This is a genomic window from Streptomyces sp. NPDC051041, from assembly GCF_044456065.1.
GTDB lineage: Bacteria > Actinomycetota > Actinomycetes > Streptomycetales > Streptomycetaceae > Streptomyces > Streptomyces glaucus.
In genome coordinates this window covers 1-26,929 of record NZ_JBITFM010000025.1, presented here as the reverse complement: position 1 = coordinate 26,929, position 26,929 = coordinate 1, and the positions used below count along the sequence as shown (strand labels likewise).

21 protein-coding genes and 3 pseudogenes are annotated in these 26,929 nt (G+C 74.2%); 8 read left to right on the top strand and 16 right to left on the bottom strand.

Annotated elements, in window-relative coordinates; all coding sequences use genetic code 11:
• Nucleotides 1-3 precede the first annotated feature (3 nt).
• The 11 genes from ACIBAI_RS27280 to ACIBAI_RS27230 form a co-directional block, all read right to left on the bottom strand.
• Nucleotides 4-825 carry a PIG-L deacetylase family protein gene (locus ACIBAI_RS27280; protein ID WP_399038292.1) on the bottom strand — a complete coding sequence of 274 codons (822 nt, stop codon included), beginning with the start codon at nt 823-825 and terminating at the stop codon, nt 4-6.
• Nucleotides 822-2,093 (bottom strand): glycosyltransferase family 4 protein, encoded by a 1,272-nt coding sequence (locus ACIBAI_RS27275; RefSeq protein ID WP_399038291.1) that lies wholly within the window; start codon nt 2,091-2,093, stop codon nt 822-824. Before ACIBAI_RS27275 ends, ACIBAI_RS27280 begins: the two co-directional genes overlap by 4 nt.
• Complete coding sequence (locus ACIBAI_RS27270; protein WP_399038289.1) at nt 2,090-3,010, bottom strand: sugar phosphate isomerase/epimerase family protein; 921 nt, start codon at nt 3,008-3,010, stop codon at nt 2,090-2,092. The genes ACIBAI_RS27275 and ACIBAI_RS27270 overlap by 4 nt, the downstream gene beginning before the upstream one ends.
• On the bottom strand, nt 3,007-4,494 hold the full coding sequence (locus tag ACIBAI_RS27265) for a YcaO-like family protein (protein ID WP_399038287.1): 1,488 nt from the start codon (nt 4,492-4,494) through the stop codon (nt 3,007-3,009). Before ACIBAI_RS27265 ends, ACIBAI_RS27270 begins: the two co-directional genes overlap by 4 nt.
• Nucleotides 4,491-5,318, bottom strand: a complete 828-nt coding sequence (locus tag ACIBAI_RS27260) for an MBL fold metallo-hydrolase (protein ID WP_399038285.1) — start codon at nt 5,316-5,318, stop codon at nt 4,491-4,493. The genes ACIBAI_RS27265 and ACIBAI_RS27260 overlap by 4 nt, the downstream gene beginning before the upstream one ends.
• Complete coding sequence (locus tag ACIBAI_RS27255) at nt 5,315-6,445, bottom strand: Gfo/Idh/MocA family protein (RefSeq protein WP_399038283.1); 1,131 nt, start codon at nt 6,443-6,445, stop codon at nt 5,315-5,317. The genes ACIBAI_RS27260 and ACIBAI_RS27255 overlap by 4 nt, the downstream gene beginning before the upstream one ends.
• Nucleotides 6,442-7,644: a class I SAM-dependent methyltransferase gene (locus ACIBAI_RS27250; RefSeq protein WP_399038282.1), complete on the bottom strand. Its 1,203-nt coding sequence runs from the start codon at nt 7,642-7,644 to the stop codon at nt 6,442-6,444. Before ACIBAI_RS27250 ends, ACIBAI_RS27255 begins: the two co-directional genes overlap by 4 nt.
• Nucleotides 7,641-8,588: a hypothetical protein gene (locus ACIBAI_RS27245; RefSeq protein WP_399038280.1), complete on the bottom strand. Its 948-nt coding sequence runs from the start codon at nt 8,586-8,588 to the stop codon at nt 7,641-7,643. The genes ACIBAI_RS27250 and ACIBAI_RS27245 overlap by 4 nt, the downstream gene beginning before the upstream one ends.
• Complete coding sequence (locus tag ACIBAI_RS27240; RefSeq protein ID WP_399038278.1) at nt 8,585-9,835, bottom strand: inositol-3-phosphate synthase; 1,251 nt, start codon at nt 9,833-9,835, stop codon at nt 8,585-8,587. The genes ACIBAI_RS27245 and ACIBAI_RS27240 overlap by 4 nt, the downstream gene beginning before the upstream one ends.
• Nucleotides 9,836-10,274: 439 nt before the next feature.
• Nucleotides 10,275-11,627: an APC family permease gene (locus ACIBAI_RS27235; RefSeq protein ID WP_399038276.1), complete on the bottom strand. Its 1,353-nt coding sequence runs from the start codon at nt 11,625-11,627 to the stop codon at nt 10,275-10,277.
• Nucleotides 11,624-12,532, bottom strand: coding sequence for a carbon-nitrogen hydrolase family protein (locus tag ACIBAI_RS27230; protein WP_399038274.1), 909 nt, complete (start codon nt 12,530-12,532; stop codon nt 11,624-11,626). Before ACIBAI_RS27230 ends, ACIBAI_RS27235 begins: the two co-directional genes overlap by 4 nt.
• A 112-nt stretch (nt 12,533-12,644) precedes the next feature.
• On the opposite strand from ACIBAI_RS27230, the gene ACIBAI_RS27225 reads away from it, so the two are divergent.
• Nucleotides 12,645-13,247: a TetR/AcrR family transcriptional regulator gene (locus ACIBAI_RS27225; protein ID WP_399038272.1), complete on the top strand. Its 603-nt coding sequence runs from the start codon at nt 12,645-12,647 to the stop codon at nt 13,245-13,247.
• 515 nt (nt 13,248-13,762) lie between these two features.
• On the opposite strand, the gene ACIBAI_RS27220 is transcribed toward ACIBAI_RS27225, so the two are convergent.
• Nucleotides 13,763-15,391: a DUF6297 family protein gene (locus ACIBAI_RS27220; RefSeq protein WP_399038270.1), complete on the bottom strand. Its 1,629-nt coding sequence runs from the start codon at nt 15,389-15,391 to the stop codon at nt 13,763-13,765.
• A 1-nt stretch (nt 15,392) separates the two neighbouring features.
• Entirely contained in the window at nt 15,393-16,073 is a 681-nt protein-coding gene (locus ACIBAI_RS27215) for an ATP-binding cassette domain-containing protein (RefSeq protein WP_399038269.1), read from the bottom strand.
• Nucleotides 16,074-16,138: 65 nt separating this feature from the next.
• Here ACIBAI_RS27215 and ACIBAI_RS27210 point away from each other — a divergent pair, with 65 nt between their 5' ends.
• Nucleotides 16,139-16,327, top strand: coding sequence for a hypothetical protein (locus ACIBAI_RS27210; protein ID WP_399038268.1), 189 nt, complete (start codon nt 16,139-16,141; stop codon nt 16,325-16,327).
• Nucleotides 16,328-16,462: 135 nt separating this feature from the next.
• On the opposite strand, the gene ACIBAI_RS27205 is transcribed toward ACIBAI_RS27210, so the two are convergent.
• Complete coding sequence (locus ACIBAI_RS27205; RefSeq protein ID WP_399038266.1) at nt 16,463-17,224, bottom strand: DeoR/GlpR family DNA-binding transcription regulator; 762 nt, start codon at nt 17,222-17,224, stop codon at nt 16,463-16,465.
• An 89-nt stretch (nt 17,225-17,313) separates the two neighbouring features.
• On the opposite strand from ACIBAI_RS27205, the gene ACIBAI_RS27200 reads away from it, so the two are divergent.
• The 3 genes and pseudogenes from ACIBAI_RS27200 to ACIBAI_RS27190 form a co-directional block, all read left to right on the top strand.
• Nucleotides 17,314-18,501 (top strand): MFS transporter, encoded by a 1,188-nt coding sequence (locus tag ACIBAI_RS27200; protein ID WP_399038265.1) that lies wholly within the window; start codon nt 17,314-17,316, stop codon nt 18,499-18,501.
• A 361-nt stretch (nt 18,502-18,862) separates the two neighbouring features.
• Nucleotides 18,863-19,474: a hypothetical protein gene (locus ACIBAI_RS27195; protein WP_399038263.1), complete on the top strand. Its 612-nt coding sequence runs from the start codon at nt 18,863-18,865 to the stop codon at nt 19,472-19,474.
• A 106-nt stretch (nt 19,475-19,580) separates the two neighbouring features.
• A pseudogene (locus ACIBAI_RS27190) lies at nt 19,581-20,023 on the top strand (transposase); the annotation flags it as partial.
• Nucleotides 20,024-20,061: 38 nt separating this feature from the next.
• Here the strand turns inward: ACIBAI_RS27190 and ACIBAI_RS27185 are convergent.
• Together ACIBAI_RS27185 and ACIBAI_RS27180 are read right to left on the bottom strand one after the other, a co-directional pair.
• On the bottom strand, nt 20,062-20,949 hold the full coding sequence (locus ACIBAI_RS27185; protein WP_399038261.1) for a septum formation family protein: 888 nt from the start codon (nt 20,947-20,949) through the stop codon (nt 20,062-20,064).
• A gap of 165 nt (nt 20,950-21,114) precedes the next feature.
• Nucleotides 21,115-21,600 (bottom strand): annotated as a pseudogene (locus ACIBAI_RS27180) (transposase); the annotation flags it as partial.
• Here ACIBAI_RS27180 and ACIBAI_RS27175 point away from each other — a divergent pair.
• From ACIBAI_RS27175 to ACIBAI_RS27165, 3 genes and pseudogenes are all read left to right on the top strand, one after another.
• Nucleotides 21,600-22,330, top strand: a pseudogene (locus ACIBAI_RS27175) (IS5 family transposase); the annotation flags it as partial. The pseudogenes ACIBAI_RS27180 and ACIBAI_RS27175 overlap by 1 nt on opposite strands.
• 131 nt (nt 22,331-22,461) lie before the next feature.
• Nucleotides 22,462-23,292: a nucleotidyltransferase domain-containing protein gene (locus ACIBAI_RS27170; RefSeq protein WP_399038259.1), complete on the top strand. Its 831-nt coding sequence runs from the start codon at nt 22,462-22,464 to the stop codon at nt 23,290-23,292.
• A gap of 469 nt (nt 23,293-23,761) precedes the next feature.
• Nucleotides 23,762-26,479 carry an AAA family ATPase gene (locus ACIBAI_RS27165; RefSeq protein ID WP_399038257.1) on the top strand — a complete coding sequence of 906 codons (2,718 nt, stop codon included), beginning with the start codon at nt 23,762-23,764 and terminating at the stop codon, nt 26,477-26,479.
• Nucleotides 26,480-26,929 lie beyond the last annotated feature (450 nt).

Below are 26,929 nucleotides of genomic sequence, written 5' to 3'. Positions count from 1 at the left end.
CCCTCACCGGAACAGCCTGGACCGGACGGCCCCCGCCAGCACCCGGCGGGCCGCGCGCCCGGCCCTCAGCGACTCGCCGTAGACGCACGGCGCCCCGGTGCGCAGGGCCTCGGCACGGGCCAGGGAGGCCAGGACCTCGCCGGTTCGCCCGGAACCGCCGAACTGGAAGCCGAGCTGTGTCGTGTAGCACCGTGCCGCGGCGGTCTTGTCCGCCAGGACGGCGCCGATGTCGACCGTCACCTCGCTCACGGCCCCGGGCGGGCCGCGTCGGCATCCGGTGTCGGACGACGGCGCGCGCGCGACATAGGGCACGTCGCGCCACCAGCCGATCCGCGAGGACGGCACGGTGGCGGCCACCGCGCGGGCGGTGAGCAGGTGGTCGACGTGGTCGCCGATCCCCTGGGGGGCGAGGACGAGGTCCGCCGACACCAGCCGGGGGCGCAGCAGCCGCCGCAGCCGCGCGCCCACCGTGTCGTCGGGGCGGGGAGGCGTGAAGAGCTCCGCCGGGCTGCGGTATCCGCGGTGCGGGGCCTCGGGCAGCGGCAGATGGACGGGAGGGAGCACGCCCAGCCTCCGCAGGGCGGCGGCGTCCTCGGCGCGGCGCACGGCCATGTAGTCCACGTCGGCGGGCAGTCCCTTGTCGAGCTGGGTGGACAGGGCGAAGGGGCAGGGATCGGCGACCGACGCGGTGAAGCAGGTGACGACGCGTACGCGCCAGCCCGCCCGGGACAGCGACGCCAGTACGCCCCCGGCGGAGAAGACCGCGTCGTCCAGGTGCGGGCTGACGGCGACGGCGGTGCGGACACCGCTCCCGGACGCGGTCACAGCAGGTGGGGTGTGCGACGGAACCGGCAGGACAGATCCACGGCGGGTGCCGCGGACCCGCCGGCCGGGGCCTTCCGGGGTGTCGGCCGTGCGGCGCACACCTCCTCGTACACGGCACAGATGCGTGCGGCGGCCACCGGCCACGACCACCGGGCCGCCACCTGCCGCAGCGCCGTACGCGCGAGACGCCGGCGCAGCGGCGCGTCGTCGAGCATCCGGCCGACGGCCCCGGCCAGGGCGTGGGGGTCGCGCGGTGGCACCAGCAGCCCGTTGACGCCGTCGCGTACGCAGTCCACCACGCCGACCACGGCGGTGGACACCACCGGAAGTCCGCTCGCCATCGCCTCCAGGAGGGTGTTGGAGAAGCCCTCGGCCCAGGTGGGGCTGACGAAGACGTCCCCCTCGCGGTAGACGGCGGGTGCGTCGTGGTAGCCGGTGGGGCCGAGCACCTCCACGGTGCCGGCCAGGTCGCGCTGCCGGGCCCGCCGGACCAGCCGGTCCAGGTCGGGGCCCGCACCGGAGACCAGCAGCCGCAGCCGCCGCTGCCCGGCGCGCAGCAGCCGGACCGCTTCCAGCAGGTCCAGGACGCCTTTGCGCACGTCGATCCGGCCGTGGTAGAGCAGCACCGGCGGATCGCCCAGGGCCCCCGGCGGCCGTCCGGGCGCGGGGCGGAACAGGGTGGTGTCGGTGGCGCCGGGGATCACGGTGAAACGCTCGGCCGGCACCCCGTGGCGGGCGGCGACCTCGGCCCTGAAGGAGGGGGAGCCGATCAGCACGGCCGGCGCGTCCCGCAGCACCCGGCGGATCGCCGTGCGGTGGGTGGTGCAGCAGGTGCCGACCCAGTGGCCGTCGCCGCCCTGGACGGAGACCACGGCCGGGACCCCGAGCCGCTCGGAGGCCTCCAGCACGGCCAGCCCCGGAGGATAGCCGTACTGGGCGTGCAGCACGTCCAGCGGTTTCCGGGCGTGCAGGCCGACGATCGTGTCGCGCAGTGCGGCCACGTCGGCCTCGAAGTCCGCGGGCAGCCCCTCGTTCACGGCCTGCTCGCCCAGGGACTCCAGCGCCACCAGGCGCACCCCGTCGGGAACCCGCTCGGGCGGGGGAGGGCCGCCGCCGTAGACGGCGCGGCCCGCGCGGTCGCCGCGGTACTGGGACACCAGGGTGACCTCGTGGCCCGCCGCGGTCAGGGCCCGCAGCAGGTTCTCCGCGTAGGCGCTCATGCCCGACACGGCCGGCCAGTAGCGCCGCGAGACGAAGCAGATCCTCATCGCGCCCCCTCCGGCACGCCGGCGCCGTACGGGACGGCGGCGTCCCGGCGCCGGCCCGCCGCGGCGCGCTCGGCGTCGCGCAGCGCCTCCAGCGCGGAGCGCACCAGGGTGTCGGCGCGGTGCGCGTCGCGGGACAGCTCCAGGCTCACCAGCCCGCCGTACCGCACCGCGCGCAGCGCGCCGAGGACGGCGGGCAGGTCCATGTCGCCCTCGCCCGGGGCGCGGTGCTCGTGCCGGCCGCGGGGCATGTCCTCCACGGCGACCGCACCGAGGTCCCCGGCGTGCCGCAGCACCGCCTGGGCCGGGGTCAGTTCGCCGGTGACCAGGCAGTGCCCGGTGTCCAGGGCCAGCCGCAGGCCGGGGACGAGGGCCGCCAGCCGGGACCAGCCGGCGCAGTCCTCGACGAGCATGCCCGGCTCGGGTTCGAAGGCCGCCACCACGCCCCGTTCGGCCGCGTACGCCGCGACCGCGCGCACCCCCTCCACCAGACGGCCCCACGCCGCCCCGCCCGGGGAGGTGTCCGTGCCCGCCGCCGGGACGCCCGCCCAGAACGAGACCGCCTCGCTGCCCAGGCCGGCGGCGATGTCCACGCACCGGCGCAGGAACGCCAGGCGGCGGGCCCGGCCGGCCGGATCGGCGGTGATCAGGGTCGGCTCGTGCTTGCGCCGCGGATCCAGCAGGAAACGCGCCCCGGTCTCCACGGTGCTGCCCAGGCCCAGGCGGTCCAGCCGGCGGGCCAGCGCCGCCGTGCGGGCGGCCAGGCGCGGCGCGAAGGGGTCGTGGTGGGCCACGTCCACGGTGAGCGCGACCCCGTCGTAGCCGGTGTCGGCCAGCAGCGCCAGCGCGTCGTGCAGACGGTGCGAGGTCATGCCGTTGGTGTTGTAGGCGTAGCGCAGCCCGCCGGCGGGGGGCGTCATCGGACCGCCCCCGCGGCGGTGCGGGCCAGCGCGTGCCGGTCGGGTTCGCGGTAGAGGGGGTACAGCGCCCCCACCGTCCTGCGCGCGGCCTCGACGTCGAACCAGGCCGGGCCGCCCAGCCGGGCGCGGGCCTCGGGCGTCAGGTGCACCGGCCGCGCCCCGGGGCGGGGGACGGGCCCCACCCCGGCCAGCGGGTGCTCGCGCTCCATCAGCCTGCGCACGCCGCGTTCGCCGATCCTCGCGTAGGACATCGTCTCCACCTCCATGCCGGGGACGAGCGCCTTGACCGCGTGAGCCCCGGGGCCGCCCGTCTCGATCACCAGGACGTCGAAGTCCGCCAGCCGCCGCAGCAGGTCCGCCAGGAGGACGGCGGGGTCGTCCAGCGAGCCGGGCGGCACGGTCGGCAGGGCGGAGAAGGACACGCGGGAGCGCCGGGACAGCACGGTGGGCTCCAGCAGCTCCCGCAGCCGCGGGGCGTCCAGGGCGGCCCACCGCCTCATCGCGGACAGCGCCCTGGGCTCCTGCTCGGCCAGGGGCGAGGACAGTTCGCGCTCCAGGTATCCGGGCGGGGCGATGCGGGCGACCGTCTCCAGCGGGCCGTGGAAGAAGACCTTGCGCGCGCGGGAGGAGGCGTACTCCAGGAGCGCCTTGCGCAACGCCGCGGCGCGGTCCGGGTGGGCGGCCTCGCCGCACGCGGTGAGCGCCAGCGCCGCCGCGCCCTCCCGCGTCCCCGGGGCGGCGTCGGTGCCGACCACGTGGACGTCGGCCAGGCCGAACTGGGTGGAGGCGAGCTTGGGCAGCACCTCGACGCCCGCCTCCCGCAGCCGGTCCAGGACACGGCGGGTGACCGGGTCGCCGACCTCGTCCAGGTCGATGACCACGCCCTGGTCCATCGCGCGGTGCGCGGTGGCGTTGCCGTCCCGCTGGAGGATCTCCAGCAGCGCGTGGGACAGGGCCCGCTCCGGGGTGTCCCCGGCGCCCAGCCCGTTGGTGACCGGCGTGGTCAGCCAGCCGCCGGGCGGGGGACCGCCGGGCAGGTCCGAGCCGCAGGAGGCGGCGAACTCGGCGGGCACCAGCACCTCCTCGCCGGTGCGGTGGCGGCGCGCGGGCACCCACTCCAGGGGGCGTTCGGGGCCGTAGTCCGCGCCGGCCGGCAGCACCAGGCCGACCGGGTCGGCGACCCGGTCCCGGCCGCGCTCGCGCACCAGCTCCGCGTAGGAGGCGCGGCGGCGCCCGATACGGGCCAGGTGCCGGGCCGGCAGCACCTCCTCGGCGAGTTCGCCGTAGGCCCCCACCCGGGCCTGGCCGAGGTCCGCCCCGTACCCGCAGGCCCCCTTGCGGACGCCGGCCGCGTCCAGGTGGTCGGCCGAGACGACCGGCAGACCGGTGCGGTCGGCGGCGCTGATGTCGAAGTCCTGCTGTTCGCCGGGGGCGAGCGCGTCACGGTAGGCCCTGACCACCGGGTGCTCGCCGGCGGCGCTCACCGGCCCGCTCCCAGCGGGAGGGCGGCCGTGTCGGGCCGGCCGGCCAGCTGGTGGTCGAACAGGCGCAGGACGTCCGCGGTGGTCACCGGGGCGGCGAACTCGAAGGGGGTGGCCACCGCCTCGAAGTCCAGTGCGCCGATCACCGAACGGTAGTGGCGCACCTCGTCGTGGGACAGGGGGATCCGGGCGTGGTACGCCTTGTGGCAGGACAGGGCGCGCGGCACGGTGCCGTCCAGGTCGACCTTGAGGGCGTCGCCGCAGAACAGGATCCCGCGGCGCGCGTCGTGCAGCACGCAGTGGCCGGGGAAGTGGCCGCCGGTGCGGTGCACGGTCAGGCCGGGCGCCAGCTCCAGGCGCTCGTCCACCGGCCAGGTGACCTGGAACGCCTTGGTCCACACCAGGTCCCGCACGCCGACGGCGACCACCGGCGGGGCGAAGCGGCGCTGGAGCTGCCACAGCGCCCCGTAACCGTGGACGTGACTGGCGCCCAGCCGGGCGACGCCGCCCAGCCGTTCGATCTCGGCCAGCGCGTCGGGCGGGTAGTAGGGGGCGGCCTCCCAGGCGACGTTGCCGCCGTCGGCCTCGATCAGCCAGCCCGTCGAGCCCAGGCCGAAGGACGGCACGGTGCGGAACCCGGTGACGCCCGGCACGGGCCGGTACCAGTCGGCGCTCAGCAGGGCCCCGACCGTCTTCTCGTCGGGGAGGTCCCAGCCCTCCTCGGGCAGCGCGTTGCGCACGTCGCAGCAGACCGGGCAGGCGGGCGGGGTGGCGAACCACCGCTGCCAGTGCCCGCAGTGGGCGCAGGCGTACATCGTCAGGGTCATCGTCGGCCTTCCTCGGCGGTGGACGGGACCGGCGGCGGGGACGGGGCCGGGCGGGCGCGGGACAGCGCCTCCAGCAGCAGCCGGTGCAGGGCCAGGTCGCGGGAGAGCGGCCACGGCCAGACCTGCCGCACCGGGCGGCCGGCGCGCACCGCGACCGCGGCCGAGGAGAACTCCCGGACCTGGACGGCGAAGGGGGACGCCCCGGTGTCGAACGGCACGGGCACACGGCGCGCGGTGCGCGCGCCGGTGAACCACAGCTTCCCCCCGGCGTCCTGGCCCAGGGTGCCGACGGCGGTCAGCTGCCCGCGGGTGCCGACGACCTCCAGCCGGCGGCGGGGCAGCGCGTCCGGGGTGTTGTAGGCGACGTGCAGGCCGAGCAGCACCCCGCCACCGGTCCGGCCGGCCAGTACGGCTCCGTCCTCGACCGCGTAGGGGTGCACCCGGTGCTGCACCAGCGCCGTCAGTTCGGCCACGTCGTCCCCGCCGAGCAGGACGCCCGCCAGGTCCAGTCCGTGCGGCGCCAGGTCCAGGGCGGCCCCGCCGCCCGCCCGCACCGGATCGGCCCGCCAGTTGTCGTACGGGCGGCCGTCCGGCGACCAGGCGGGCGGCAGCCAGCAGCCGTAGGTGATCCGCACCGCGGTGACCGTGCCCAGGGCACCGGCGGCCACCGTCTCCCGCACGGCCCGGTGGGCCGGGTGGAAACGCTGGTCGTAGGCGGTCGCCGCCAGGACCCCGGCCCGCCGGCAGGCGGCGACCAGCCGCTCGGCGTCGGCGAGGTCGGCCGCCAGCGGTTTCTCGCACAGCACCGCGGCCCCCGCCGCGGCGGCCGCGGCCGCCGCGGGGCGGTGGGCGTGGTTGGGCGTGGCGACGTACACCGCGTCGGGCCGGTGGGCGGCGAGCAGGGCGGCGAGGTCGGCGGCGGTCCGGGCGCCGGGTGCCCGGGACGCCAGCAGGGCGGCGGCCGCGGGATCGGCGTCGGTCACGGCGACCAGGCGGGGCGCCGCGCCGCCGGCCCGGTCGTCGGCGGCCGCCAGCAGTCCGGGCAGGAAGTGGTCCCGGGCCACCCACCCGCATCCGGCGATCGCCCACCGGCACACGGCGCCGGCCCGCCCGCCCTGCGCGTTCACCACCGCTCCGGGAGGTCCAGGAGCACCCGGCGGCGGGCCAGGTCGGCCACCCGCGGCGTCAGCCGTCCGGCCCGGGCGTCGGCGAGCAGGGCGGGGGAGAGGGCGACGCGCTCGGGCAGGTAGGCGCGGGCGCCGGGCCCGTACTCGTCCCGCCAGCGCTCCCCCGGCCAGCGCAGCAGACCGTCGTGGTAGAGCGGGTTGGGGCGCAGGGGCCGGCCGGGGACGGGCCGGTCGGGGGACCGGGGGCCGTACCCGGGCGGCGGTGGCGGGGCGCCGACCAGGGCCAGGGCCTCGCAGCCGGCCAGTTCCCCGGGCGTGCGCGGCCGGGGAGGGGTCTCCGACAGCAGGGCGCGGGTCAGGTCGGCGTCGTCGTAGCAGACGGCTCCCGGCAGCAGCGCGCACCATCCGGCCGGGTCCAGCGGCAGGCCGGCGACCGGCCCGGGGAGGAGGGCGTTGTGGCAGTGGCCCAGGACGACACCGCCGCCGGCGGCGTACGCCACCGCGCGGCGCACCACCTCCTCCTTGCGGGGCAGGAAGTACAGCGCGTCGTGGCAGGCCACGTAGGCGGGACGGCCCGGGGGGAGCAGCGGCCAGGACGCGGTGACGTCGGCGCACACCAGCCGCGCCCGGGGGGCGACGAAGCGCCGGGCCAGCCACAGCTTGGCGAAGACCACGTCGATCCCGGTCAGGTCCCGGTGCCCGCGCAGGTGCAGTTCCCGCAGCAGGTGCCCGGCGCCGCACGCCAGCTCCAGCACCGGCCGGCCGGCGGGGGAGTGCCGGGCGGTCAGGGCGAGCACGGCCAGCCAGGTCGGATCGCTCCACCGGTGCAGGAAGTACGTCCCGACCCTGCCCATGCCCAGCAGCGTCACCGCTTCGCGCAGGGTGGCCGCCCGCAGCGCGGCGCGCAGCGCGCCCGGGGAGGGGACCGGACCGTCCCACCAGTCGTCGGTGTCGGCGAGCAGGACCAGCGCGGCACCGTCCGGATCGCCTTCCTCGATCCGGCGCACCGCCCGCTCGCGCAGCTCCTCCCGCCCGGTGCGCAGCCAGGGGACGCCCGCCACGACGGGCCAGCGCCGCTCGCCGTCGGACAGCAGCCCGGGGCCGCAGGACCGCAGCGGGGCCCCGTTGCCGGGGCTGACCAGACCGGCCGCGGCCGGTGCCGCGTCTGCGGCCGTCGCGCGGCCCGCCGGGCCCCTCACGCCGTCTCCGCCGCGTCCAGGACGGCCCGGTGGAAGCCGGACACCGCGCAGGGATGCACCAGGTCCAGGTCCTCCAGCGCCTGCTCGGCGGTGAAGGCGGCGGCCCGCGCGTGATGGCGGACCTGCAGGACGCGGTCGAGGACGTCGGCGGCGTGGAAGGCCCGGGCGGCCGGGGTGCCGGCCCCCTCGCGCGAGGCGAGCAGCGGCTCCACGCGCGCCGCGAGCGCCCCGGGCAGGGCGGCGAGCTGCTGCCGCGTCAACCGGGCGAGGACCGCGGGCAGATGCTCGCCGAGCAGTTCCTCCCCGGCGAAGCCCGCGTCGGGCAGCACCGCGTTGTGCAGGTGGTGGGCCAGACCGAGCAGGAAGACGTCGCCGGGAGCGGCACCGAACGCCTCGGCCAGCAACACCCCGTAGACCGCCACCGCCCAGCAGTGGTCGCCGTGGCTCTCGGGCGGCTCGACCATCAGCCGCGGTCGTCCCGGACGGGTGGCGCCGGCCCGGGGCTGGGCGCACAGCACCGCCGCGAACCCCGGGGCCGGGCCCTCGTACGGGTCCGCCACCACATCCGGCAGCGCCTCGCGCAGCAGACCGGACGTCACCGGGCCCATCCGGTCCGCGTGCCGGCCGATCGAACGCTCCAGCACGGCCACCGCCTCGTCGGCCGTCAGCCCGCACCGCCGCAGCACCGGACCGTCGATTCCCGCCAGGCGCGCCCCGGCCACGGCGGCCGCGCACGCGCGCACGGCGATCCGGCCGGGGTCCCCGCCCCGCACCAGCTCCGCCCACGACCGGCAGAAGGCGCGCTCGGCCACCGAGGCGCCGCTGCCGGCCGTGCGCACCCTCTTGAGGTCGCCGATCTCGCGCAGCAGCGGAACGGCCGCTCGCAGGGCCCCGCGCGGCACCTCCCCGTCCCGCGCGGCGGGGCGGGGAGCGGCCCGGGTCACGGCCGCCCGCTCGTCGTGGCCCGGCCCCCGCCGTCCAGCCAGTCCAGCAACGCCTGCTCCTGCCGGTGCAGGGCGTGCTCCGGGGCGCTCCCGTCGGCGGTCATCGGGGCCTTGAAGAAGAACCCGAACTGCTCCTGCACCCCGCGCTCCCCGCGGCGCCGCGCCTCGGCCAGCAGCCGGATCAGCTCCAGCACCAGCGGAGCGGCCAGGATGGAGTCCCGGCACAGAAAGTCGATCTTCATCTGCATCCGGCGGCCGAGGAAGCCGACGAGGTCGACGTTGTCCCAGGCCTCCTTCTCGTCACCGCGCGGCCGGTAGAACTCGATGCGCACCCGGTGGTCCTCCACCGGGTAGCCGAGCAGCGCGTCCAGCACCGACTCCTTGGTGGCCGTCTTGCTGGCCAGGGAGTCGGGGTCCTCCAGCGCCCGGCCGTCGCGGTTGCCCAGCAGGTTGGTGGAGTACCAGCCCTCCACCCGCAGCGCCCGGGAGCGCAGCGCGGGAGCGAGCACCGTCTTGAGCATGGTCTGCCCGGTCTTGCCGTCCTTGCCGGCGATCGGCACGCCCCGCCGCTCGGCCAGGCGTATCAGCGCGGGCACGTCGGCCGCGCGACTGGGGGTGAAGTTCAGGTACGGCATGCCCTCCCGCAGGGCCGCGTAGGCGTAGAGCATGGCGGGGGTGAGCGCCTCCTCACCGGTGTCCAGCGCCACCTCGAACGCCTCGGGCGAGGCGAGAGCGGGCGACGCCGGATCGGGCAGGCGCTCGGTCGAGGCGAGGTTGACCACGACCACCTCGTCCAGGCCCTGTTCGTCCCGGAAGCGCCGCAGGTCCTCCCGGATGCGTTCGGTGCGCTCGCGCGGACTGCCGAACGGCACGACATGGGCGCCGGTCACCGCGCGGCAGTAGGCCGGGTCCGCCACCGCCGGCCACGGCCGCACCTGCTGGAGCCGGGGAGCGGCGGCCTCGATCTGGGCCGGTTCCAGGACGCGGTGCAGGTGAGCGGCCTTGGCCAGGTCGTCGGCCGACACGTCCCAGCCGCCGAACACCAGCCGCTCGTAGGGCACCAGATCCGTGCGCGACGCCAGCGGGAGCCCGTCCTGACCGCAGATGCCGAGCCTGAGCAGTTCCACCCCGGCCACGACGGTGGTGGCGACCGCCCCGCCCAGGCCCACGACGGCGGCCCCCACCCGGTTCGTCGGAGCGTCCGGGTTCTCGCGCCGGGGGGATCGTCCCTCGGTCGGTCCGTGCATCACTTTCTCCGTTCGACTCGCCCACGGGACGCGGCCGGGCACCGATCGGGGGGCCGACGGGCACGGCCGACGGTCCTGCGCGGTCCGCAGAAGCCTCTCCGCCGCGGCGGTCGTCATCGCGGCGACATCCCCAGTCTCCGCGCGCCTGCGCATCGATGCATCCGCAGGGAAGAGCCACGGCTGCGGTGTTTCATCCCCGTCGGCGGCGGGTGGTGCGCCGAACTGCGCAGGGCGCGCGCCCCCCACCGCGCGGCCGGCCGCCGGGCGTGGCGGCCGAACGGGTGAAATCCCCAGGCCCCGGGCGGACGGAGAACGAGCGGGCGGGAGAGCGGACGCCGCCGCCCGTCGTCCGCGCACCGGCCTCGCCGCGCCGCGTGACGGTCCGCCCCGCCGGGGACGCCCGTGACCGGCGGGGCGGACCGCTCGTGAAAACGCGAGGTCAGCGCGCGGTGCCGGTCGATTCCTTGTCGTCGAGCCGGAGTTCGGGTGTGGGACGGCGGAAGCCCTTGGTGATGACGGCGAGGTAGACGACGCCGATGGCGATCCAGCCGAGTCCCAGCCTGGTCGCGGTGGCGCCGAGCCGGGTGATCAGGTAGACGTCGACGGCGGCGCCGGCCAGGGGCAGGAGCACGAAGCCGAGCAGCGGGGGGCGGTTGGCGGAGCGCCGTTGCCGTACGGCGTGGGCGATGACGCAGACGTTCACCAGGGTGAAGCCCAGGAAGGCGCCGAAGTTGATGAACGAGGTGGCGTCGGCCAGGGTCAGGTTGGTCGCCAGGAGCGCGACCGCGGCCACGATGAGCACGTTCGGCACCGGGGTGAGCAGTTTGCTGTGCAGGCGTCCGAAGACGGGGCGGGGAAGGACGTTGTCGCGGCCCATGACGAACATCAGGCGGCTGGTGCTGGCCTGGATGGCCACGCAGGAGGCGAAACCGCCGAGCATGGTGATGATGTTCGCGACGTCGGCGAAGTCCTGGCCGCCGACGAGCGTGGAGACGGCGTAGCCGGCGGAGGACTCGTCGGCGAAGGCGCCTCCGGGGTGGGCCCACTGCATCACGAAGGAGAGCGCCACGAAGATCACGCCTCCGGCGAGCACGGTGAGGACGATGCCGCGCGGGATGGTGCGCTGCGGGTCCTGGGCCTCTTCGCTGAGCGTGCTGACGGCGTCGAAGCCGAGGAAGGCGTAGGCGGCGATGGCGGCGGCCGCGGTGATGGCGGAGACGCTGGTGGTGCTGTTCCAGACGGCGTGTCCGGCCGATGCGGCTCCGCCGTGGCCGAGGCCGTAGTGGACGCACAGCACGAGAAGCACCGTCAGGCAGCCGGTGACGGCGATCAGCAGAGTCTTGTTGACCTTGTCGGCCACCGTGAGGCCTATGACGTTGACGGCGGTGGCCAGCACGATGTTGATCACCAGCCAGAGCCACTGCGGCACCGAGGGGTACTGCGCGTGCAGGTAGATCGACTGCACCAGGAAGGCCACCATGGGCAGGAACAGGTAGTCCAGGAGCATGGCCCAGCCGGCCAGGAAGCCGAACCGCGAGTCGAGCATGCGCCGCGCGTAGGTGTAGACGGATCCCGAGGACGGGACGAGCCGGGCCATCTTGGCGTAGCTGAGGCCGGTCAGCAGCATCGCGCCGGTGGCGACGACGTAGGCGGTGGGGGCGGCGCCCTTGCTGGTTGCGGCGATGACGCCGAAGGTCGAGGTGACGACGGCCGGGGCCATGTAGGCGAGGCCGAACAGGACGATGGAGAGGAGGCCGAGGTCGCCTCTCATCCGGGTGGGCTGATCGGTCATGGTGTGCTCTTCACCGGGGAGGGGGCGGAGCCGGGGCCGGTGCGGCCGCTCCAGGTGGCGGGGTCGATGCGGCCCTGGTAGAGGGGCAGGGCGAGCGGAGCGTCGTCGGGCCGGAACTGCTGCCAGGGGCGGTTCAGCGCCGCGGTGCCGAACTGCCGGACGGTGCTCACCTCGTCGAGGTCGATGACATCGGTGAGGGTCGTGTCGCCGTCGGCCGGAGCCTGCGAGCGGACATGGCCGGAGGGGTCGACCAGCAGGCTGCGCCCGGTGCCCACGGGGGCGGCGCAGTTGACGCTGGCGGTGAACACCTGGTTGACGATGGAGTTGGCGCGGGCGAGGACGATCTCCTGGGCCCGGTCGCTGGTCCCGGTCTGCACGAGGTTGAGCACCAGCTCGGCACCCATCCAGGCGAGGTGGCGCGTCGTCTCGGGGAACCAGGCGTCGTAGCAGACCGAGAGGCCGATGCGGCCGACGCCGGGCATCTCGAAGACGGTGAACTCGGCGCCGGGGGCCGTGGTCTCGTAGGGCCGCCAGGGGAAGATCTTGCGGTAGGAGGCGACTCGTTCGCCGCGCGGGGAGTACACCACGGCGGTGTTGTGGATGCGGCCGTCGGTGCCGCGTTCGTGGACGCTGCCCGGGGCCAGCCACACGCCGAGGTCGGCGGCGATCTGCGCGAGCGCGGCGTCACGGGGGCCGTCCAGCGGTTCGGCGGTGGCCTCCGGAAGGTCGGCGGGAGACAGCCGGGAGCCGCTCGGCTCGCCGCACAGGTGCAGCTCGGGGTAGACGACCAGCGGCTGCGCGGGCAGCCCCTGGACGCGCCGGGCGACGTCGGCGGCGAAACCGTCCAGGTCGTCGGCGGGGCGCCGGGCGGCTTGCGCGAGGACAAGGGGAAGAGGACGCGACATGGAGCACCAGGTGTGTGGGTCGGAAAGCATTAGTTAAATGAAATTTAATTAACGAATTGGCGGGGGTCAATGGGTGGCCGCCGGGAAAAACGCGTGTGCGAACATGTGGACCATGCCACGACCGAGGAACCAGGCGGAACGGCGTGCCCAGCTGATCGACGCGGCCGCGCGGGCCGTCGTCAGCATCGGGGCGACGGCGGTCAAGCTGCGGGATGTGGCCGAGGAAGCGGGAGTCACCCCGGCCTCCGTGCTCTACTACTACTCCGACCTGCAAGAACTCTTCTCGGCGGTCTTCGAGCGCGGTGCCGCGACCTACTTCGTCCTCCGCAAGGAGGCGATCGCGGCGGCCGAGGGGCCGGTGGAGCAGCTGCAGGCGTGCATCCGCAGCGGGGTGCCCTGGCCGGGCAAGGGCGAGGAGAGCACCCGGCTGTTGTTCGAACTCTTCCCCGTCGCGCTGCGGAACGAAGCGGTCGCCCAGGCGCACCGGCTCTTCTTCGACCGGCAGACCGAGCTGTACCGCCGGATCCTCGCACGCGGCCGGGACAGCGGGGAGTTCACCCTCACCGGGGATCCCCGGGCGCTGGGCCGGTCCTTCGTCGCGCTGGAGGACGGCTACGCGATGGACCTGCTGGTGGGCGCCGCGACAGCGGCGGAGATCGAGTCACGGCTGTTCGCCCACGCCCGCACGGTGACCGGCAACCCGGCCTTCGGATAGGCGCGGGGGCGCGTGGCGCGGGGAACTTCGGCAGTTCCCGCGCCGGTCTTCAGAGGCCGGACGTGAACCGGCGCCGGACGACGCCTCCTTCCCCACCGCACCCCGGCCCCGGCCTCGCGAACCGGCCGGCCCGCGCGTGACGAGGCGTCCGTCGGGGAGCACGGCGACGGAACCGGGCAGGCGCTCGGCCTCCGCCGGGTCGTGCGCGGTCGGCAGGACGGTGGCGTTCCCGTGGTGCCAAGGCGCCGGTTAGCTCGGGGAAGGCGGACCGCGAGCCGGGATCGAACCCGGTGGCCGGCTCGTCCGGGGGGAGAAGCCCAGGCCGGCCGATGAGGCCGAGGGCACCGTCGAGGCGTCGCCGCCGCCCGCCGGACGGCCCGTGGCACTCCCGCGCGGCCCGGCCGGTCGGGTCCACGGCCGTCAGCGGTTCGTCAGCGGTCCGCACGCCGCGGCGGCAGCGGGCGAAGCGGCCCGGCGACTTCCCCACGCGCCGTCGTGCACGGTCCCGCGGGGAGTCAGCCGTGCAGCCGCCGAGCGGTGCGACGGGCCCAGAGCAGGCCCGCGACGCCGGCCAGGAGCATCCAGGCCGTGCCCTGCGGCCCGCAGGACCCAGCCGCGGCCGCGGCGACCACCGCGGGGGCGACGAGCGCCAGCAGTGCCAGCAGCCCGCGCAAGTACCAGACGGCCGTCTGGACCGGCGCGGTGTTGCCCATCGCCGTCTCGGTGCCCACCAGCAGGTGGAACGGGACCGGGCCCCGGTAGGCGCCGACGAGCGCCGCTCCCACGCTCGCCGGCACCGCCGCCGCCAGCGCCGCCAGCGCGGGTGTCCACCAGCCGCCGACAGCGCACACGACGAGGCCGAGCCCCGTCGCAGCGGCCAGCAGCAGTCCGGGCACGACCGCGTGCCACAGCGCCAGGGTCCCCGCACGGTAGGGCAGCAGGGCGCTGCGGCGCATGTCGTCGCTCTCCAGCCGGGCCGGCTCGACGAACTGCGCGGCCGCCAGGTAGAGGAACCACACGGCGGCGCAGGACGACAGGGTGGCGGTCGTCCCGGTCCGGGCGGACGCGAAGGCGAGGGCGGCGGTGGACAGAGCGGACCACGCGCAGCCCCAGCCGAGCCGGCCGGGCGCTCTCACGAGGCAGAGCAGGTCACGCCAGGGAAGCAGCAGCCACGGCAGGCGCGGCGGCCGGACCCGCGGTGCGGGGCGTGCCCCTCGCCGCGGCCGCACGCGTGTCGCGGAGCGCGCCTGGCGCAGATCCAAGGAGAACAGCGAGGCGCTCATCCGGTCGGCGACCGTGGCGCGCAGCCGCAGGGACTCCCCGGAGATGTCCGGTACGGCCCGCACCGCCAGTACAGCCGGCACGGCGACGCCGCACGCCCACATCGGCATGGCCAGGGGCCAGCCCGGCGCTGCGCCCAGCGCGGCCGCCGTGACGGGCTGAGCAGCCCAGCCCCAGGGCAGCAGCCACAGGACGGTGGTGCCCACCCACGCGGGCAGCCCACGGGCCAGGGCGACGAGGGACAGCAGGCCCAGCAGGGCGACCCCGCACCAGCCGGCTCGGAAGATCCTGCGCTGCTGCTGTTCCCGCCGCCCCTCGTGGCGTACGACCAGAACGCTCAGCCCGGTCCCGGCCAGCGCGGTACCCAGCCCGGCCCAGACACCGGCAGCGGTGACGGGGAACCAGGCGGCCCCCGACACGTTGGCGACGAGGAAGCCGAGCACACCACCGCTCACCGTGCCCAGCAGCGCGCTGACCGCGGCCGACGACGCCAGCCGCGGCAGCAGGAGCGGGCCGCGCGCGATGGGCTGCGGCAGCAGCCAGGACACCGTCGCGCTGTCCGCGACGACCGGGCCCCGCCACACCGCGCTGCGCACGACGAGCAGCGACGCCAGGGCGAGAACGGTGGGCAGCCACAGCGGCAGCGCCTGCAGGAGCGCTCCCGAGCGGTCGAGCCGGCTCGACCGTCCCAGGCGTGCCACGGCCAGCAGGGCGGGCACGCCCCACAATCCGCCGAACAGTACGAGCAGGTACACCGCGAAGGCGCCGCTCTCGCGCCGCTTCGTCCGGTACGCGCTGCGCGCGGCCCGCAGGAATCGCAGGACCTCGGCGGTGCTGTCGGGCCGTATGACGGGCGAGCGCACGTCAGAGGGTGTTCCTGGGCGCACGCCCGTCTCCCGCCGTTTCGGCCGGCTGCCCGCCCGCCAGCCTCGTCACACGGTCCGCGACCGCCTCGACGAGGTGGTCGTCGTGGGTGGCCATGAGGATGGCCACCCCCTGGGCCTTGTGCCGGGCCAGCCGGTCCGCGAGTTCCCGCCGCGCGGCGGCGTCCAGCCGCTGTTCGGGCTCGTCGACGACGAGCAGGTCGTGCGGGCGGACGAAGGCCGCGGCCAGCAGCATCTGCTGCCTCAGCCCGGAGGACAGCGCGGACGGCACCAGGTCGGCATGATCCGCCAGGTGGTGAGCGGCCAGAGCCTCGGTCACGGTGTCGTGCGCCGCCGCACCCATGCCGTGCGCGAGCGCCACGAGCATGAGGTGTTCACGGACCGTCAGGTCGGGATAGAAGGCGTCGACATCCATCACGGTGGCGACCGCCGCCCGCACGGCCGGCGCGTCGCCGTCCATCGGAGCGCCGTCGAAGAGGACGGTGCCGGAGGTGGGCCGCTCGCGTCCCGCCGCCAGACGGAGAAGGGTCGACTTCCCCGATCCGTTGCTGCCGGTGAGAGCGACGCACTGCCCCGGCGCCACCGTCAGATTCACCCCCTGCACCACCGGGGACCCACCGTAGGAACGCGCCACCTCCTGCAGTTCCAGCAGGGCTTCCATGTCTTCAGGTTCAACTTCCGCTTGACATCTGGGACTTGATCCCATGCGACAGCATAGGCGGAGAAGTGACGGTCGCTCCTCTCGCCATAGGGCGCTTCACGCCATCCTGCGGTCCGTCCCGCCAGGCGCAGTCCGCCGTGCCGGTCCGCCGGGTCCTCACCGCCACGGCAGCAGCGATCGCCCCGTCCCTCTCCCGCGCCCACCGCGAACGCCGGACCGCCTCCGCGGCCCGCGCCGTCCGCGACGCCGGCTGAGGCCCTTCACCGCCGAGGGGCGGTGCGATGCCGTCCGTCGCCGCGGGCGGCGATCGCTCAGGAGCTCGGGCAGCGCTCGGACGGCTGCCGGAACCGGGCGGCTCGCGGTGTCGGTGGTGGGAAGCCCCGGGCGTCTCAGACGGTCCTGAGGGTGGTGCCGCTGCTTTCCAGCGCGGTGGTCTCGTGGGCGGGCGCGGAGGTGTCGGTGACAAGGATGTGCACGAGCGTGGAGGGTCCGACGTAGGCGTGTGCGGTACGGCCGAGTTTGGTGCCGTCGGCGGCGGCGATGACGCGGCGCGCTGAGGCGATGACCGCCTTCTTCACCGCTGCTTCGTCCAGGTCGTAGGCGGTTACGCCGTCGGCGGCGGACAAGCCGCAGCAGCCCAGGACGGCGGTGTCGAAGCGCAGCGCCGACAAGGAGGCGAGGGTGAGGGGCCCGGTGAGCGCCCCCTCGCCGGGACGGGGCCGGCCCCCCGGGACCAGGAGTGAGGTCGGTTCGGGGGCGTCGCCGAGGACGGCGATGGCTTGCAGCGACAACGGCATCACGGTGACCTGCCGTCCGCGCAGCAGGCGCGCCACTTCCAGGCAGGTCGTACCGCTGTCCAGCAGGACGGTCTCGCCGTCGGTGATGAGTGAGGCCACCTCGGCGGCGATCCGCCGCTTGGCGTCGACGGCCTCATGGGCGCGCAGCGCGAAGGGGGGTTCGTCTCCGCGCAGGAGCAGGGTGCGGGCGCCGCCGCGGAACCGCTCCAGGACACCCTGCGCGGCCAGGTGGTCGAGATCGCGGCGGATGGTCATCTCCGAGGCGCCCGTCAGGTCGGCGAGTTCGGCGACCGTGGCTGCTCCCGCGTCCTGGACGGCCTGGGCGATCAGACGGTGGCGTTCCGCAGTGCTCATGCCTCGATTCAACACCACACTCATCGAACATATGAGATGTTCGAAAGACGAGCTAGTAAACAGATCTTCTGTTCGTTATGGTGTCCGTCATGGAGAGAGCGCTGCGTCTGGCCCGTGCTGCGACATTCGTCTACTTCGTCCTCAACGGCACCTTGCTGGGCATGTGGGTGGTGCAGATCCCCGCCGTCGAGGACCAGGTGGGCATCAGCCACGCAGCCCTGGGAGGGTTCCTCGTCCTGCTGGGCGTCGGCGCCTTTGCCGGCATGCAGTTCGGCGGCCGTCTGTCGGACCGGCTCGGCACGCGGACCGTCGTTCCCCTGGCCGGCGCCCTGTGCAGCGTGACCCTGGTACTGCCCGGTCTCGCCCGGGAGCCGTGGGCTCTCGGAGCGGCCCTGCTGGTCTTCGGTTTCGGAAACGGGACCCTGGACGTCAGCATGAACGCGCACGCCGTGCAGGTGGAGAAGGCATACCAGCGGCCCGTCATGTCGGCCTTCCACGCCACGTTCTCCGTCGGCGGTGTCCTGGCCGCCCTGGCCGGGGCCGCGGCCGCCGACATCGGCTGGGGCCCGGCCACGACGCTGATCACGGCCGCGGGCGTCGGCGTCATCGTCGCCCTGGCATCGGCTCGCGGCCTCCTGCCCGCCGTGCCGGCCGCCCCGGAGGCGGACGCCGATGGTGAGCCCGAGGTGCGGAACCGCGCTGTTCCCCCACGGATCTGGCTCCTGGCTGTCCTGGCCCTGCTGATCATGCTGTGCGAGGGGGCCGCCAACGACTGGAGCGTCCTGCACCTCAAGACCGTCCTGGGCGCGCCGGAGAGCACCGCCGCCTTCGCCTACGGGACTTTCGCGGCGACGATGACCGTCGGCAGGCTTCTGGCGGACCGGGTCTCCGCACGGTTCGGGTCGATCGCCGTCCTGCGGTACGGCTCGGCTCTGGCCGCCGTCGGCATCACGCTGGTGGCCCTCTCGCCCTGGATCTGGGCGGCGCTTGCGGGCTGGGCGCTGTTCGGCCTGGGCCTGTCCGGCTGCGTCCCCCAACTGTTCAGCGCCGCCGGACACGCCGACCCGGCAGCCGCCGGCACCAATGTCTCCCGGGTCGCCGGACTCGGTTACATCGGCATGCTCGCCGGTCCCGCGGTCATCGGCTGGATGACCCACCTCATGCCCCTCAACCACACCTTCCTGCTTCCCGCCCTGTTCTGCGCGACCGCCGCCGCGGCGGCCGGAATCCTGCGCAGTCCCTCGGACCGGCCGCGCGCGGTCGAGCTGACCCCCTGACCGCCTGTGCGGCGCGACCTGACCTCGCGTCGCACAGGCTCTCCCGCTCAGACCCCGCCGACCGCGCCACGCCGGGCGCCGGTCGAGCGGATCCCGTCCGATCGCCGCCCGGACCGCTGAACATCCGCTGTCCGCTCCCGGCTTGGGTCCGCTGGTCACCGACAGGAGCCGATCGAGCCGGTCGGGGGATGACGGACGCCGGGACCGACCCGGCTCGCCGCGGTCTTCCGGAAGGACTCCCGAAGGATCTGGGGTTCATCGAGGATGCGTCCTGAGCGGCCTCTTCAGGGGGGCCGATCCGCTGACAGCCCCTGATGGTCTGCCCGGCCGGTGCCCGGGGGGCCCGGGATACGGTGGCCGGGTGAACGGATCGAACGCGCCGGCCGGATCTGACGCACCCGCCCGCCCCGACGTGCCGAAGGAATTGCTGCCCCTCCTCGGAAGCGACGAGGAAGTCGTCGCGTTCTTCGCCGGAGTGGCGGACCTCGACGCGACGGATCCGGCCTCCCACCAGTTGGAGGACGGGGTCCGGCTTGCCTCCGGTGCCCGGCTGGAGCAGTTCGCGAGAGCGGGGTCGGGGGACGCGTTCTGCTTCGTCGGCGAGGGCGGCGAAGAACGTCCGGTGGTGTACGTGAGTCTCGACGGCGTGGCCGGCCCGCTCGCGATCGGCTTGCGGGAGCTGGCGCGGTTGTGTCTCGTGGCGCCGTGGTGGCGGGACGCTCCCGGTCGGACGGCTCAAGAACTCCAGACGGTCGCCGACGAGTACCGGGAGCACACGCCCGACATCGACCGGCGACGCGAGCGTGCGGCCCGGGCGCTCGGTCTCGACCCGGCTGAACTGCCGTCCGAGGCGACCGTTCTGGCCCGGCTCGTGGAGCTCTCCCGGGGGCCGGTGGCCACGGACTGTCTCGTCGTCGGGTACGAGGGCGATCCGCTCGACCCCCTCTTCGACGCCATCCCCGTCCACCCCTGACCGCGTACCCCGAGCGGCCGCGGCAGCAGTCCGAGGGCGTGGTCCGGCGGTTCAGGACCGGCGGGCGGCAGCGGAGGACGCCACAGGAGTTCGGCGCGTGGTCGGCCGCCGGCGCCGGCCGCGGGCGTCCGTCCCGACCGCCGGACTGTCCGCGGACAGTCCGGCGGTTCATCCCCGTGCTGAACGAGGTTCGCGTCCGCCTGCCGGTCGGCCGGCCCCGCGCCCGGCCGGGCGCGGTCGCCGCGGACAAGGCGGCCTCGTCCCGCACCGACCACGCCCACCTGCGAGAACGTCACATCGAGGCGGTCATTCCGCGGAGGGAGGACCAGGCCGCCGACCGCAGGAAGAGGAGGCAGCCGGAGCGGGCGGCCCGTCGGCCGCGACACCGGCCTCCACAAGGAGCGCGCCGCCGTCGAACGCCTGATCGACCGGCTGAAGGAGCGGCGCGGCGGAGCCGCCCGCTCCGACAAGACACCCGAGGGCTGCCTCGCCGGCCTGGAACTGCGCGCCACGATGATCCGGCTCGAGGACCTCCCGCGAGCAGCCGATCGATCACGACATCGCGCAGGCCCCGATCCGGCGGAGCGTCAGCCTGCCCAGACTTCGGCCTCGTCGGCCGGGACGGTGGTGGCCAGGCCCAGTTCCTTGCGGGCGGCGACCGACTTGTTCGGGTCGATGCCGGTGAACGCCGGGTCGTAGGCGATGTAGAACGTGTCGGCGTCGGCGGCGTTCGCGGCCTTCTTCCAGTTCCCGGCCGCCTTCGTCAGGGTCGCGCGAAGCTTGCCGACCTCGGTGCCCTCGATGCCGCCCAGGCCCTCGACGTGTGCGTCGAGGGCAGCCGCGACGGCCTTGGCCTGCGCCTTGTAGCCGGCCAGGTCGTCCTCGACGGTGTCCTTCTCGGGCTGGTTCGCCCACAGGGCCTCGTAGACCGCGTTCGACCCCTCGAGATACGTGGTCTGCTCGGGCTTGAGGGACTTCGCGGTGTCCAGCGAGCCGCTGAAGGTGCCCTTCTCCGCGGTGTAGGTGCAGCTCACCGCGCGGTCACCCGTCGCCCAGCTCTCCCTGGTCGGGGTGTAGTAGAGGAGGCTGACGCCCTGGGGGAGCGCCCAGGTGTCCGGGGCGTACTTCTGCGCCTCGACCGGGCAGCGCTCGTCCGCGATCGCCGAGACCTCGTCGTCGCCGGGGTACTCCTTGCCCTCGTCGATCGCGAACTCGCCGACGACCTGGCCCTGGTGCGCCTCGTCGCAGGGCACGATCTCGACGGCGTACGCCGTCCCCTCGGCCTTGCCGTTCGGGTTGTAGCAGTCGCCGAGGTCCAGCGAGAACACCGAGCGCTGGCGGGCCACCTTCTTGGCACCGTCCTTGGCGCCGTCGACGGCGTCGGAGATGTCCGAGCATCCCACCGCGCCGATCGCGAGCAGGGCGACGACGGCGGATATGCCGCGAAGGGAACGGTACGGGGCAAGGATCGTCATGACGTGTACATCCTCTTACGTGATCTTTATGAGGGTCGCGCGCATCGTATGCCATTCCTGCAGCCCGGCAGTGCGAAGGCCCTCGCCTCATCGCGGAGTCTCCGACTCGCGACGGGCCCCGAGGGTTGTACCCGGACCGCTCACCGGCGGGGGCCGGGAGGGCCCTGTGGCACTTCGGTGGAGCCGGGCGCTGCTGATCGGGGCCTTCTCGCCTTTGTGCGCGATCCTGCCGTGCAAGCCGCGGTCGTCCAGTTCTGCACGAGTGGCGGCGGAGTCGTATCGGGCGTCCAGGTGCACGGTGATCTCATCGAGCGGTGGTCCAACATCATCCAGAAAGTCCAGGGTGGGCGCCAGTAGCGGTGGATCGTGGCGGTTGGCTCCGGCCAGGACCCGTCCCGGCGGGATGCCGTACCCATCGGTCATGCCGGAGTGTTTCAGCCCCTGCTTGCCCCGGTCGCCTGGGGAACGGCCGGCAACCTCGCCGCCGCCAGGGGCCTTTGTGATGGCGCCGTCGATCGCTGTCTGATCGAGGACAAGGCCGACGATCCGGTCATGGGACTCCAGCGCGATCTGCTTGAATCGGTTGAACACCCGAAGCCTGATCCATTCGTCGCGCCGGCTGCGGATCGTGCTGGCCGAACACGTCACAGGTGAGGCCGCAGGGTGGGGGCCGACGTCGGTATGGGGACCGGCAGGTGCTGGCGGCCACAGTGTTCGTGGCCACGACAGGCTGCACGCGGCGGCAGCTGCCGCCGGGCTTCGGCCCATCTGGGCCGTCCGCGCACCGCCGCTTCACCGAGTGGAGCCGGGCCCGTGTGTGGGGCAAGCTCCACCGCCTGGTCCCGGGTGAGCTCGGCTCCGGAGGGGAGCTGGACTGGTCGCGGTGCGCGATCGACTCGGTGAATATGCGCGCGACGAAAGGGGGGACCTGACGGGTCCGAATCCCGCAGATCGCGGTATGAAGGGTTCAGAGATCCATTTGATCGCTGAGCGGACCGGTCCGCCCCTCCCGATCGGTATCTCCGCCGCGAACACGCACGACAGCCAGGGGCTTGAACCCCTGGTACGGGGCATACCCCCCATCCGTTCCCGGCGCGGGCCCCGCCGACGGCGGCCCGCCAAGCTGCATGGAGACAAGGGCTACGACTACGACCGCCTGCGGAAACGGCTCCGCTTGCGCGACATCATCCCGCGCCTCGCCCGCAGAGGCATCGAGTCCTCCCAGAAGCTGGGCCGCCACCGGCGGACTGTGGAGCGAACGGTGGCGTGGCTGTCCGGGTGCCGTCGCCTGCACCGCCGCTACGAGCGTAAGGCCGAGCATTTCCTGGCCTTCGCCTCAATCGCGGCCACCCCGATCTGCTTCCGCCGACTCGGCGGCTGAGCCGTCCCCTATGATTTCGATCATGGGCAACTTCTCCTGAGCGGGCCGCGACGGTCCACAGACATCCGCCCGGCAGGTGCCGGGCTCCGTCAGCGTGCCCGCACGCTCACCTCAGGAGACACGACCACACCATGTCCGTTCACTCTGCCCGTTCCGCCCTGGACGACCGCATCGCACGTCTACGACAGCTCGCCCACGCCGACACCCGGCTGGAGGGCGTACTGCTCTACGGCTCGTGGACCGTGGGCGAGGCCGACGCCCATTCCGACATCGAGGCGTACCTCTACATCCGGGACGACCGCCTCGCCGACTTCGACGGCCCCGGCTTCCTGGCGCAGCTCGCACCGCTCCAGCTCTCCTACACCAACATGTACGGCATCCTCGCCGTCGTCTTCGACGACCTGATGCGCGGTGAGTTCCACCTCACCCCCGCCGGTCCCGGCATCGACGAAGTCCCCACCTGGCAAGGCATGGTGCACCTACCCCGGCCTGACGACGCCGTCCTGCTCGACCGCACCGGCCGGCTCATCCAGGCCGCCCGGCAGCTGGCCACCTTCCAGCCGCCCGAGCCGGTGACCACCGCCCAGCAGCTCACCGACGAGCTGACCAACTGGACCCTGATGCTCGCCCACGTCCTGGCCCGCGGTGAGATCGCCCGCGCCCACGCCCTGCTGCACACCGTCATCGCGCCCCAGCAACTGCAGCTCTGCCGCCTGTTGCGCAACAGCACGGCCCACTGGCTCACCCCCAGCCGCGCGCTCGAACAGGACCTGCCCGACACGGACCGTCAGCGCTACGTCGCGGCCACGGCTGCCGCCCGCGACCAGGACGTGCGCACGGCGGCACGCAACAGCTGGCGCTGGAGCCGCGACCTGGCCTCCGAGGCCGCCGACCGCTGGGCCATTCGCCTGCCGCACGAACTCCATGCACAAATCAGCAGCCTCCTGAACGACCCTCGCTGACCACATCCGGTCGGGGCTGCCGGACCCGTCCGGTAGCCCCGACCTGGCGGTCTCGGTCGCCGCACAACGCCAGTTGAGACGACCTCTCATTCAGCGGCACGCGGCTGACGACCCCGTCGGGTCCCGTGCGGCCGCGACCCGGGCCGCCGTGCGCGAAGCCCCGGGCCGGCAGCCCGGCGTCGCGGCCGCGCCGAGGGCCGTACGAGCGAGTGCCGACCGGTCGCCGAGCAGCCGCGCCAAGGGCTGCTCCCGCTCGCCCCGGGACGCATGAGGATCTCGATCGGCAGGTCCCGCGCGCGTCGCACGCCGACCGGATCGATTGAGGGGTGCCGTTGCCGTCGGCGTCCCATACAATCCCGAGTATTCAGCATTAGGAGCAGGGTGGGGGCTGCTGTGGTCCGGCGGTGCCGGTGGTCGCTGGCATCGAGCCGTCCCACGTCCCGGAGTCCTGAGAAGTAGGTACGTGCGCGTGATCGGGCGGAAACCGCAATTCGAACAGCTGGCCGCCCTTGTCGAAGCGGCACGAGAAGGACGCGGGTCCTCGGCGCTGGTGTCCGGCGAAGCGGGGATAGGGAAGAGCAGCCTCGTCTCCGCGGTCGTCGACGCCGCGTCGTCGTCCGGCTTCCAGGTCCTCTCCTGTTACGGCCTTCGCGGTGCGGGGGCGGCCGGTTTCGAAGGGCTGCACGAGCTGTTGCTGCCCCTCCTCAGCCGCATGGACACTCTGTCGCCGCGCCAGCGGACGGCCCTGGACGTGGCGTTCGGGGCCGAAGGAGAACCGGCCGACCGTCTCATCACGGGACTCGCCGCCTTCGGGCTGCTGGAGGAAGCGGCAGCGCGAGGCCCCCTCGTGGTGCTGGTCGAGGACCTGCACTGGCTCGACCTGTCGACAGCCGACATCGTCACCTTCCTCGCGGCCCGCATGAGCGTCATGCCGGTGCTGCTCCTGGCCACCAGCCGAACCGATCGCATCTACCCCGACCGGAGCCCGCGCTTCAAGCATCACGTGCCGCTGGCGCCGCTCAGCCAGGAAGACGCGCTGGAACTGATCGCCCTGCACGCGCCCGACCTGACGATGCCGCAACGGCACCGCCTGGTCGAGCGCGCCATGGGCAACCCGCTCGCCCTGACCGAATGGGCGGTCAGCCCTTCGTGGGTCGAAGGCGCGCCTTCCGCCGAGCGCGGCCGCATCCCGATGGGCAAACGCCTGGAGGACTCGTTCCTGGCCGAGGTCGCCCTGCTTCCACGAGCGACGCGGCGCGCGCTCCTCGTCGCCGCCGCGGGGCAGGACGCGAGCAGCTGGGAGGTGCTCGCCGCGGCCCGCAACCTGGGCCTGGACCGGAGCGACTTCGCGCCGGCCGAGAGCTTCGGGCTGATCGCGCTCAGTGGCGGCACCTACAGGTTCCGTCACCCTCTGGTGGGTTCGGCGGTGTACGACAACGCCGACTCCGACGCCCGGTCCCGCGTGCACACCGAGCTGGCGGCGGTCGTCGTCGACGCCGCACGCGCTGTGCAGCACCGGGCCGCGGCAGTCACCGGCTGGGACGAGAAGGTCGCCGCTGAGCTGGAAGAACTCGCCGTGGCGATCGGCCGACGGGGCGCGCGGACCGAGGCGGCCGCCGCCTGGCGACGCTCGGTCGCGCTGACCCCGGCCGCGCGGGAGCGGGCGCGCCGCACGGTGATGGCGGCCGAAGCCGCGCGGCAAGCGGGCGCGACGGCCGACGCCGGCGCCCTGCTCGCCGAGGCGAACCCCGCCGCCGACGACGAGGCATCGGTGATGCAGTTCGCCCGTACCGAATGGATGCTCGCCGGCACCGTCGCGACGCTTCCGGACCGGGGCGGTGACGAACTCATCGCGCTGTCGCGGACTCTCAGCAATCCGGACGACCGGGTGGAGGTCCTCACCTGGGCGGCGGTGCGCAGCTACACCCGCCAGAACTTCTCCGCCGAGATCACGGCGGCCGTGGCCGACGAACTCCGGCGACCCGGCATCGCCGTCACCGAGCGGCAGCGGCTGCTGCAGAGCATCGGCCTGTCCCTGATCGGCTCGGCGAACCGGATCATGTCGGTCGAGGAGGCGTTGTCGATCTTCCAGCGGCAGGTGCGCGAGACGGACGCGACCCTGCTGAACTGCCTCGCGTTCGCCTTCGAGGACGCCCACGACCTCGAAGGCGCCGAACGCATCTGGAGCGCCGAGATCGACATGTTCCACCGATCGGCACGCACGAGCGACGAGACGGTGGCCCTCGCCGGGCGCGGCACGGTGCGGATGACCGCCAAATCGATCGCCGCCGGACTCGCCGACTGCGAGCAGGCACTGCGCCTCAGCTTCGACCTCGATCTGTCGGTGGTCGGAGCCATCGCCGCGGCGGACATCGCACGCGCCCGCGCATGGCGCGGCGAACACGAGCTCGCGACCGCTGCTCTGGAAACCTGCGCCGAACTGTCCGGACCGGACCCGTTCGCCAGGGTGGCCGCCATCGCATCCTGGGCGTCGGCCCAGATGGCGGCGAACGAGAGCCGCTCCGAGGACGCGGTCGTCCACTTGCTGAGGAGCATCGGGCATCCGCCCATCGGCCTCTGGGCCGGCGGCGACCTCGCCGACGCGGCCGTGCGGGCCGGCCGGCCGGAGGTGGTGGAGGACTGGCTCGGCACGGCAACGGCCGCCCTCGCCTCCAGCGACTCCGACCATCTCGCGATGCTGGTCGAACGGGCGCGGGCCCTGCTGGCGTCGAGCAGCGACGCGCGAGCCCACTTTGAGCGGGCGATCCGGCGCGGTGAGCGGACCACGGCCTTCCTCGACCTGGCCAAGACCCGACTGCTGTTCGGCGAGTGGCTTCGGCGAGAGCGCCGCATCGTGGAGGCACGCGGCCACCTCTCCGCGGCGCTGCACGTCTTCGAGTCGCACCACACGACGCCGCTCGCGCGGCGAACGGCACGGGAGCTGAGTGCTGCCGGCGGTGTCCGGCCCGCACAGACACCCCGGACCTTCGACGCCAGCACCGTGCTCACCGCTCAGGAACTGCACGTCGCCCAGCTGGCCGGCCAGGGGCACACGAACAAGCAGATAGCCGACCAGCTGTATCTCTCCCACCGCACCGTCGGGGCGCACCTGTACAACGCCTACGCCAAGCTGGGCATCAACCGGCGGTCGCAGCTCGCTGCCGCCCTCGCGGCCACGCTCGGCTGATCCGAGGCACGGTTCACAGCCGCCGAGGGTTCGGGCACGACGCCTCCCCCCCCGGGGCCTGCCGCCTCACCGGAGGGCAGCACGTCCGTTTCCGGTGGAGGCCGCCTTCGGGCCGGTCGGGGAAGCCCCGGCGCGCGAGATGTCCGGGGCGGCGCCGGGCGACGCGCGGCGCCGGGTCCGCGTCCGACAGGCTCCGTACGGTGACACCCGACTTCCTCGCGGACACCGGTACCGGCCGGTGCGCGACCTCGGGGGAACGGGCACCCGGTCCGCGGCCGGTGCGGAACCCAAGAGGGATCACGGTCGGATTACCTAGGGTGCTCACCGGCCTCGTCGCCTAGTACTGCAACGGTGCTTGTGCTGATTGCTGACCAGTTTCAGGGGCTGTGTCCGCGTCGTTTGTAGTGACTGAGGCGGGCCTGGTGCTGGCGTCGTCGGCGCCAGTGTGAC

Excerpts from the sequence above, each read along its gene's own strand:
- ACIBAI_RS27275 (WP_399038291.1), bottom strand. The coding sequence starts at position 2,093 with ATGAGGATCTGCTTCGTCTCGCGGCGCTACTGGCCGGCCGTGTCGGGC.
- ACIBAI_RS27270 (WP_399038289.1), bottom strand. The coding sequence starts at position 3,010 with ATGACGCCCCCCGCCGGCGGGCTGCGCTACGCCTACAACACCAACGGC.
- ACIBAI_RS27260 (WP_399038285.1), bottom strand. The coding sequence starts at position 5,318 with ATGACCCTGACGATGTACGCCTGCGCCCACTGCGGGCACTGGCAGCGG.
- ACIBAI_RS27240 (WP_399038278.1), bottom strand. The coding sequence starts at position 9,835 with ATGCACGGACCGACCGAGGGACGATCCCCCCGGCGCGAGAACCCGGAC.
- ACIBAI_RS27235 (WP_399038276.1), bottom strand. The coding sequence starts at position 11,627 with ATGACCGATCAGCCCACCCGGATGAGAGGCGACCTCGGCCTCCTCTCC.
- ACIBAI_RS27230 (WP_399038274.1), bottom strand. The coding sequence starts at position 12,532 with ATGTCGCGTCCTCTTCCCCTTGTCCTCGCGCAAGCCGCCCGGCGCCCC.
- ACIBAI_RS27225 (WP_399038272.1), top strand. The coding sequence starts at position 12,645 with ATGCCACGACCGAGGAACCAGGCGGAACGGCGTGCCCAGCTGATCGAC.
- ACIBAI_RS27215 (WP_399038269.1), bottom strand. The coding sequence starts at position 16,073 with ATGGAAGCCCTGCTGGAACTGCAGGAGGTGGCGCGTTCCTACGGTGGG.
- ACIBAI_RS27205 (WP_399038266.1), bottom strand. The coding sequence starts at position 17,224 with ATGAGCACTGCGGAACGCCACCGTCTGATCGCCCAGGCCGTCCAGGAC.
- ACIBAI_RS27200 (WP_399038265.1), top strand. The coding sequence starts at position 17,314 with ATGGAGAGAGCGCTGCGTCTGGCCCGTGCTGCGACATTCGTCTACTTC.
- ACIBAI_RS27185 (WP_399038261.1), bottom strand. The coding sequence starts at position 20,949 with ATGACGATCCTTGCCCCGTACCGTTCCCTTCGCGGCATATCCGCCGTC.
- ACIBAI_RS27170 (WP_399038259.1), top strand. The coding sequence starts at position 22,462 with ATGTCCGTTCACTCTGCCCGTTCCGCCCTGGACGACCGCATCGCACGT.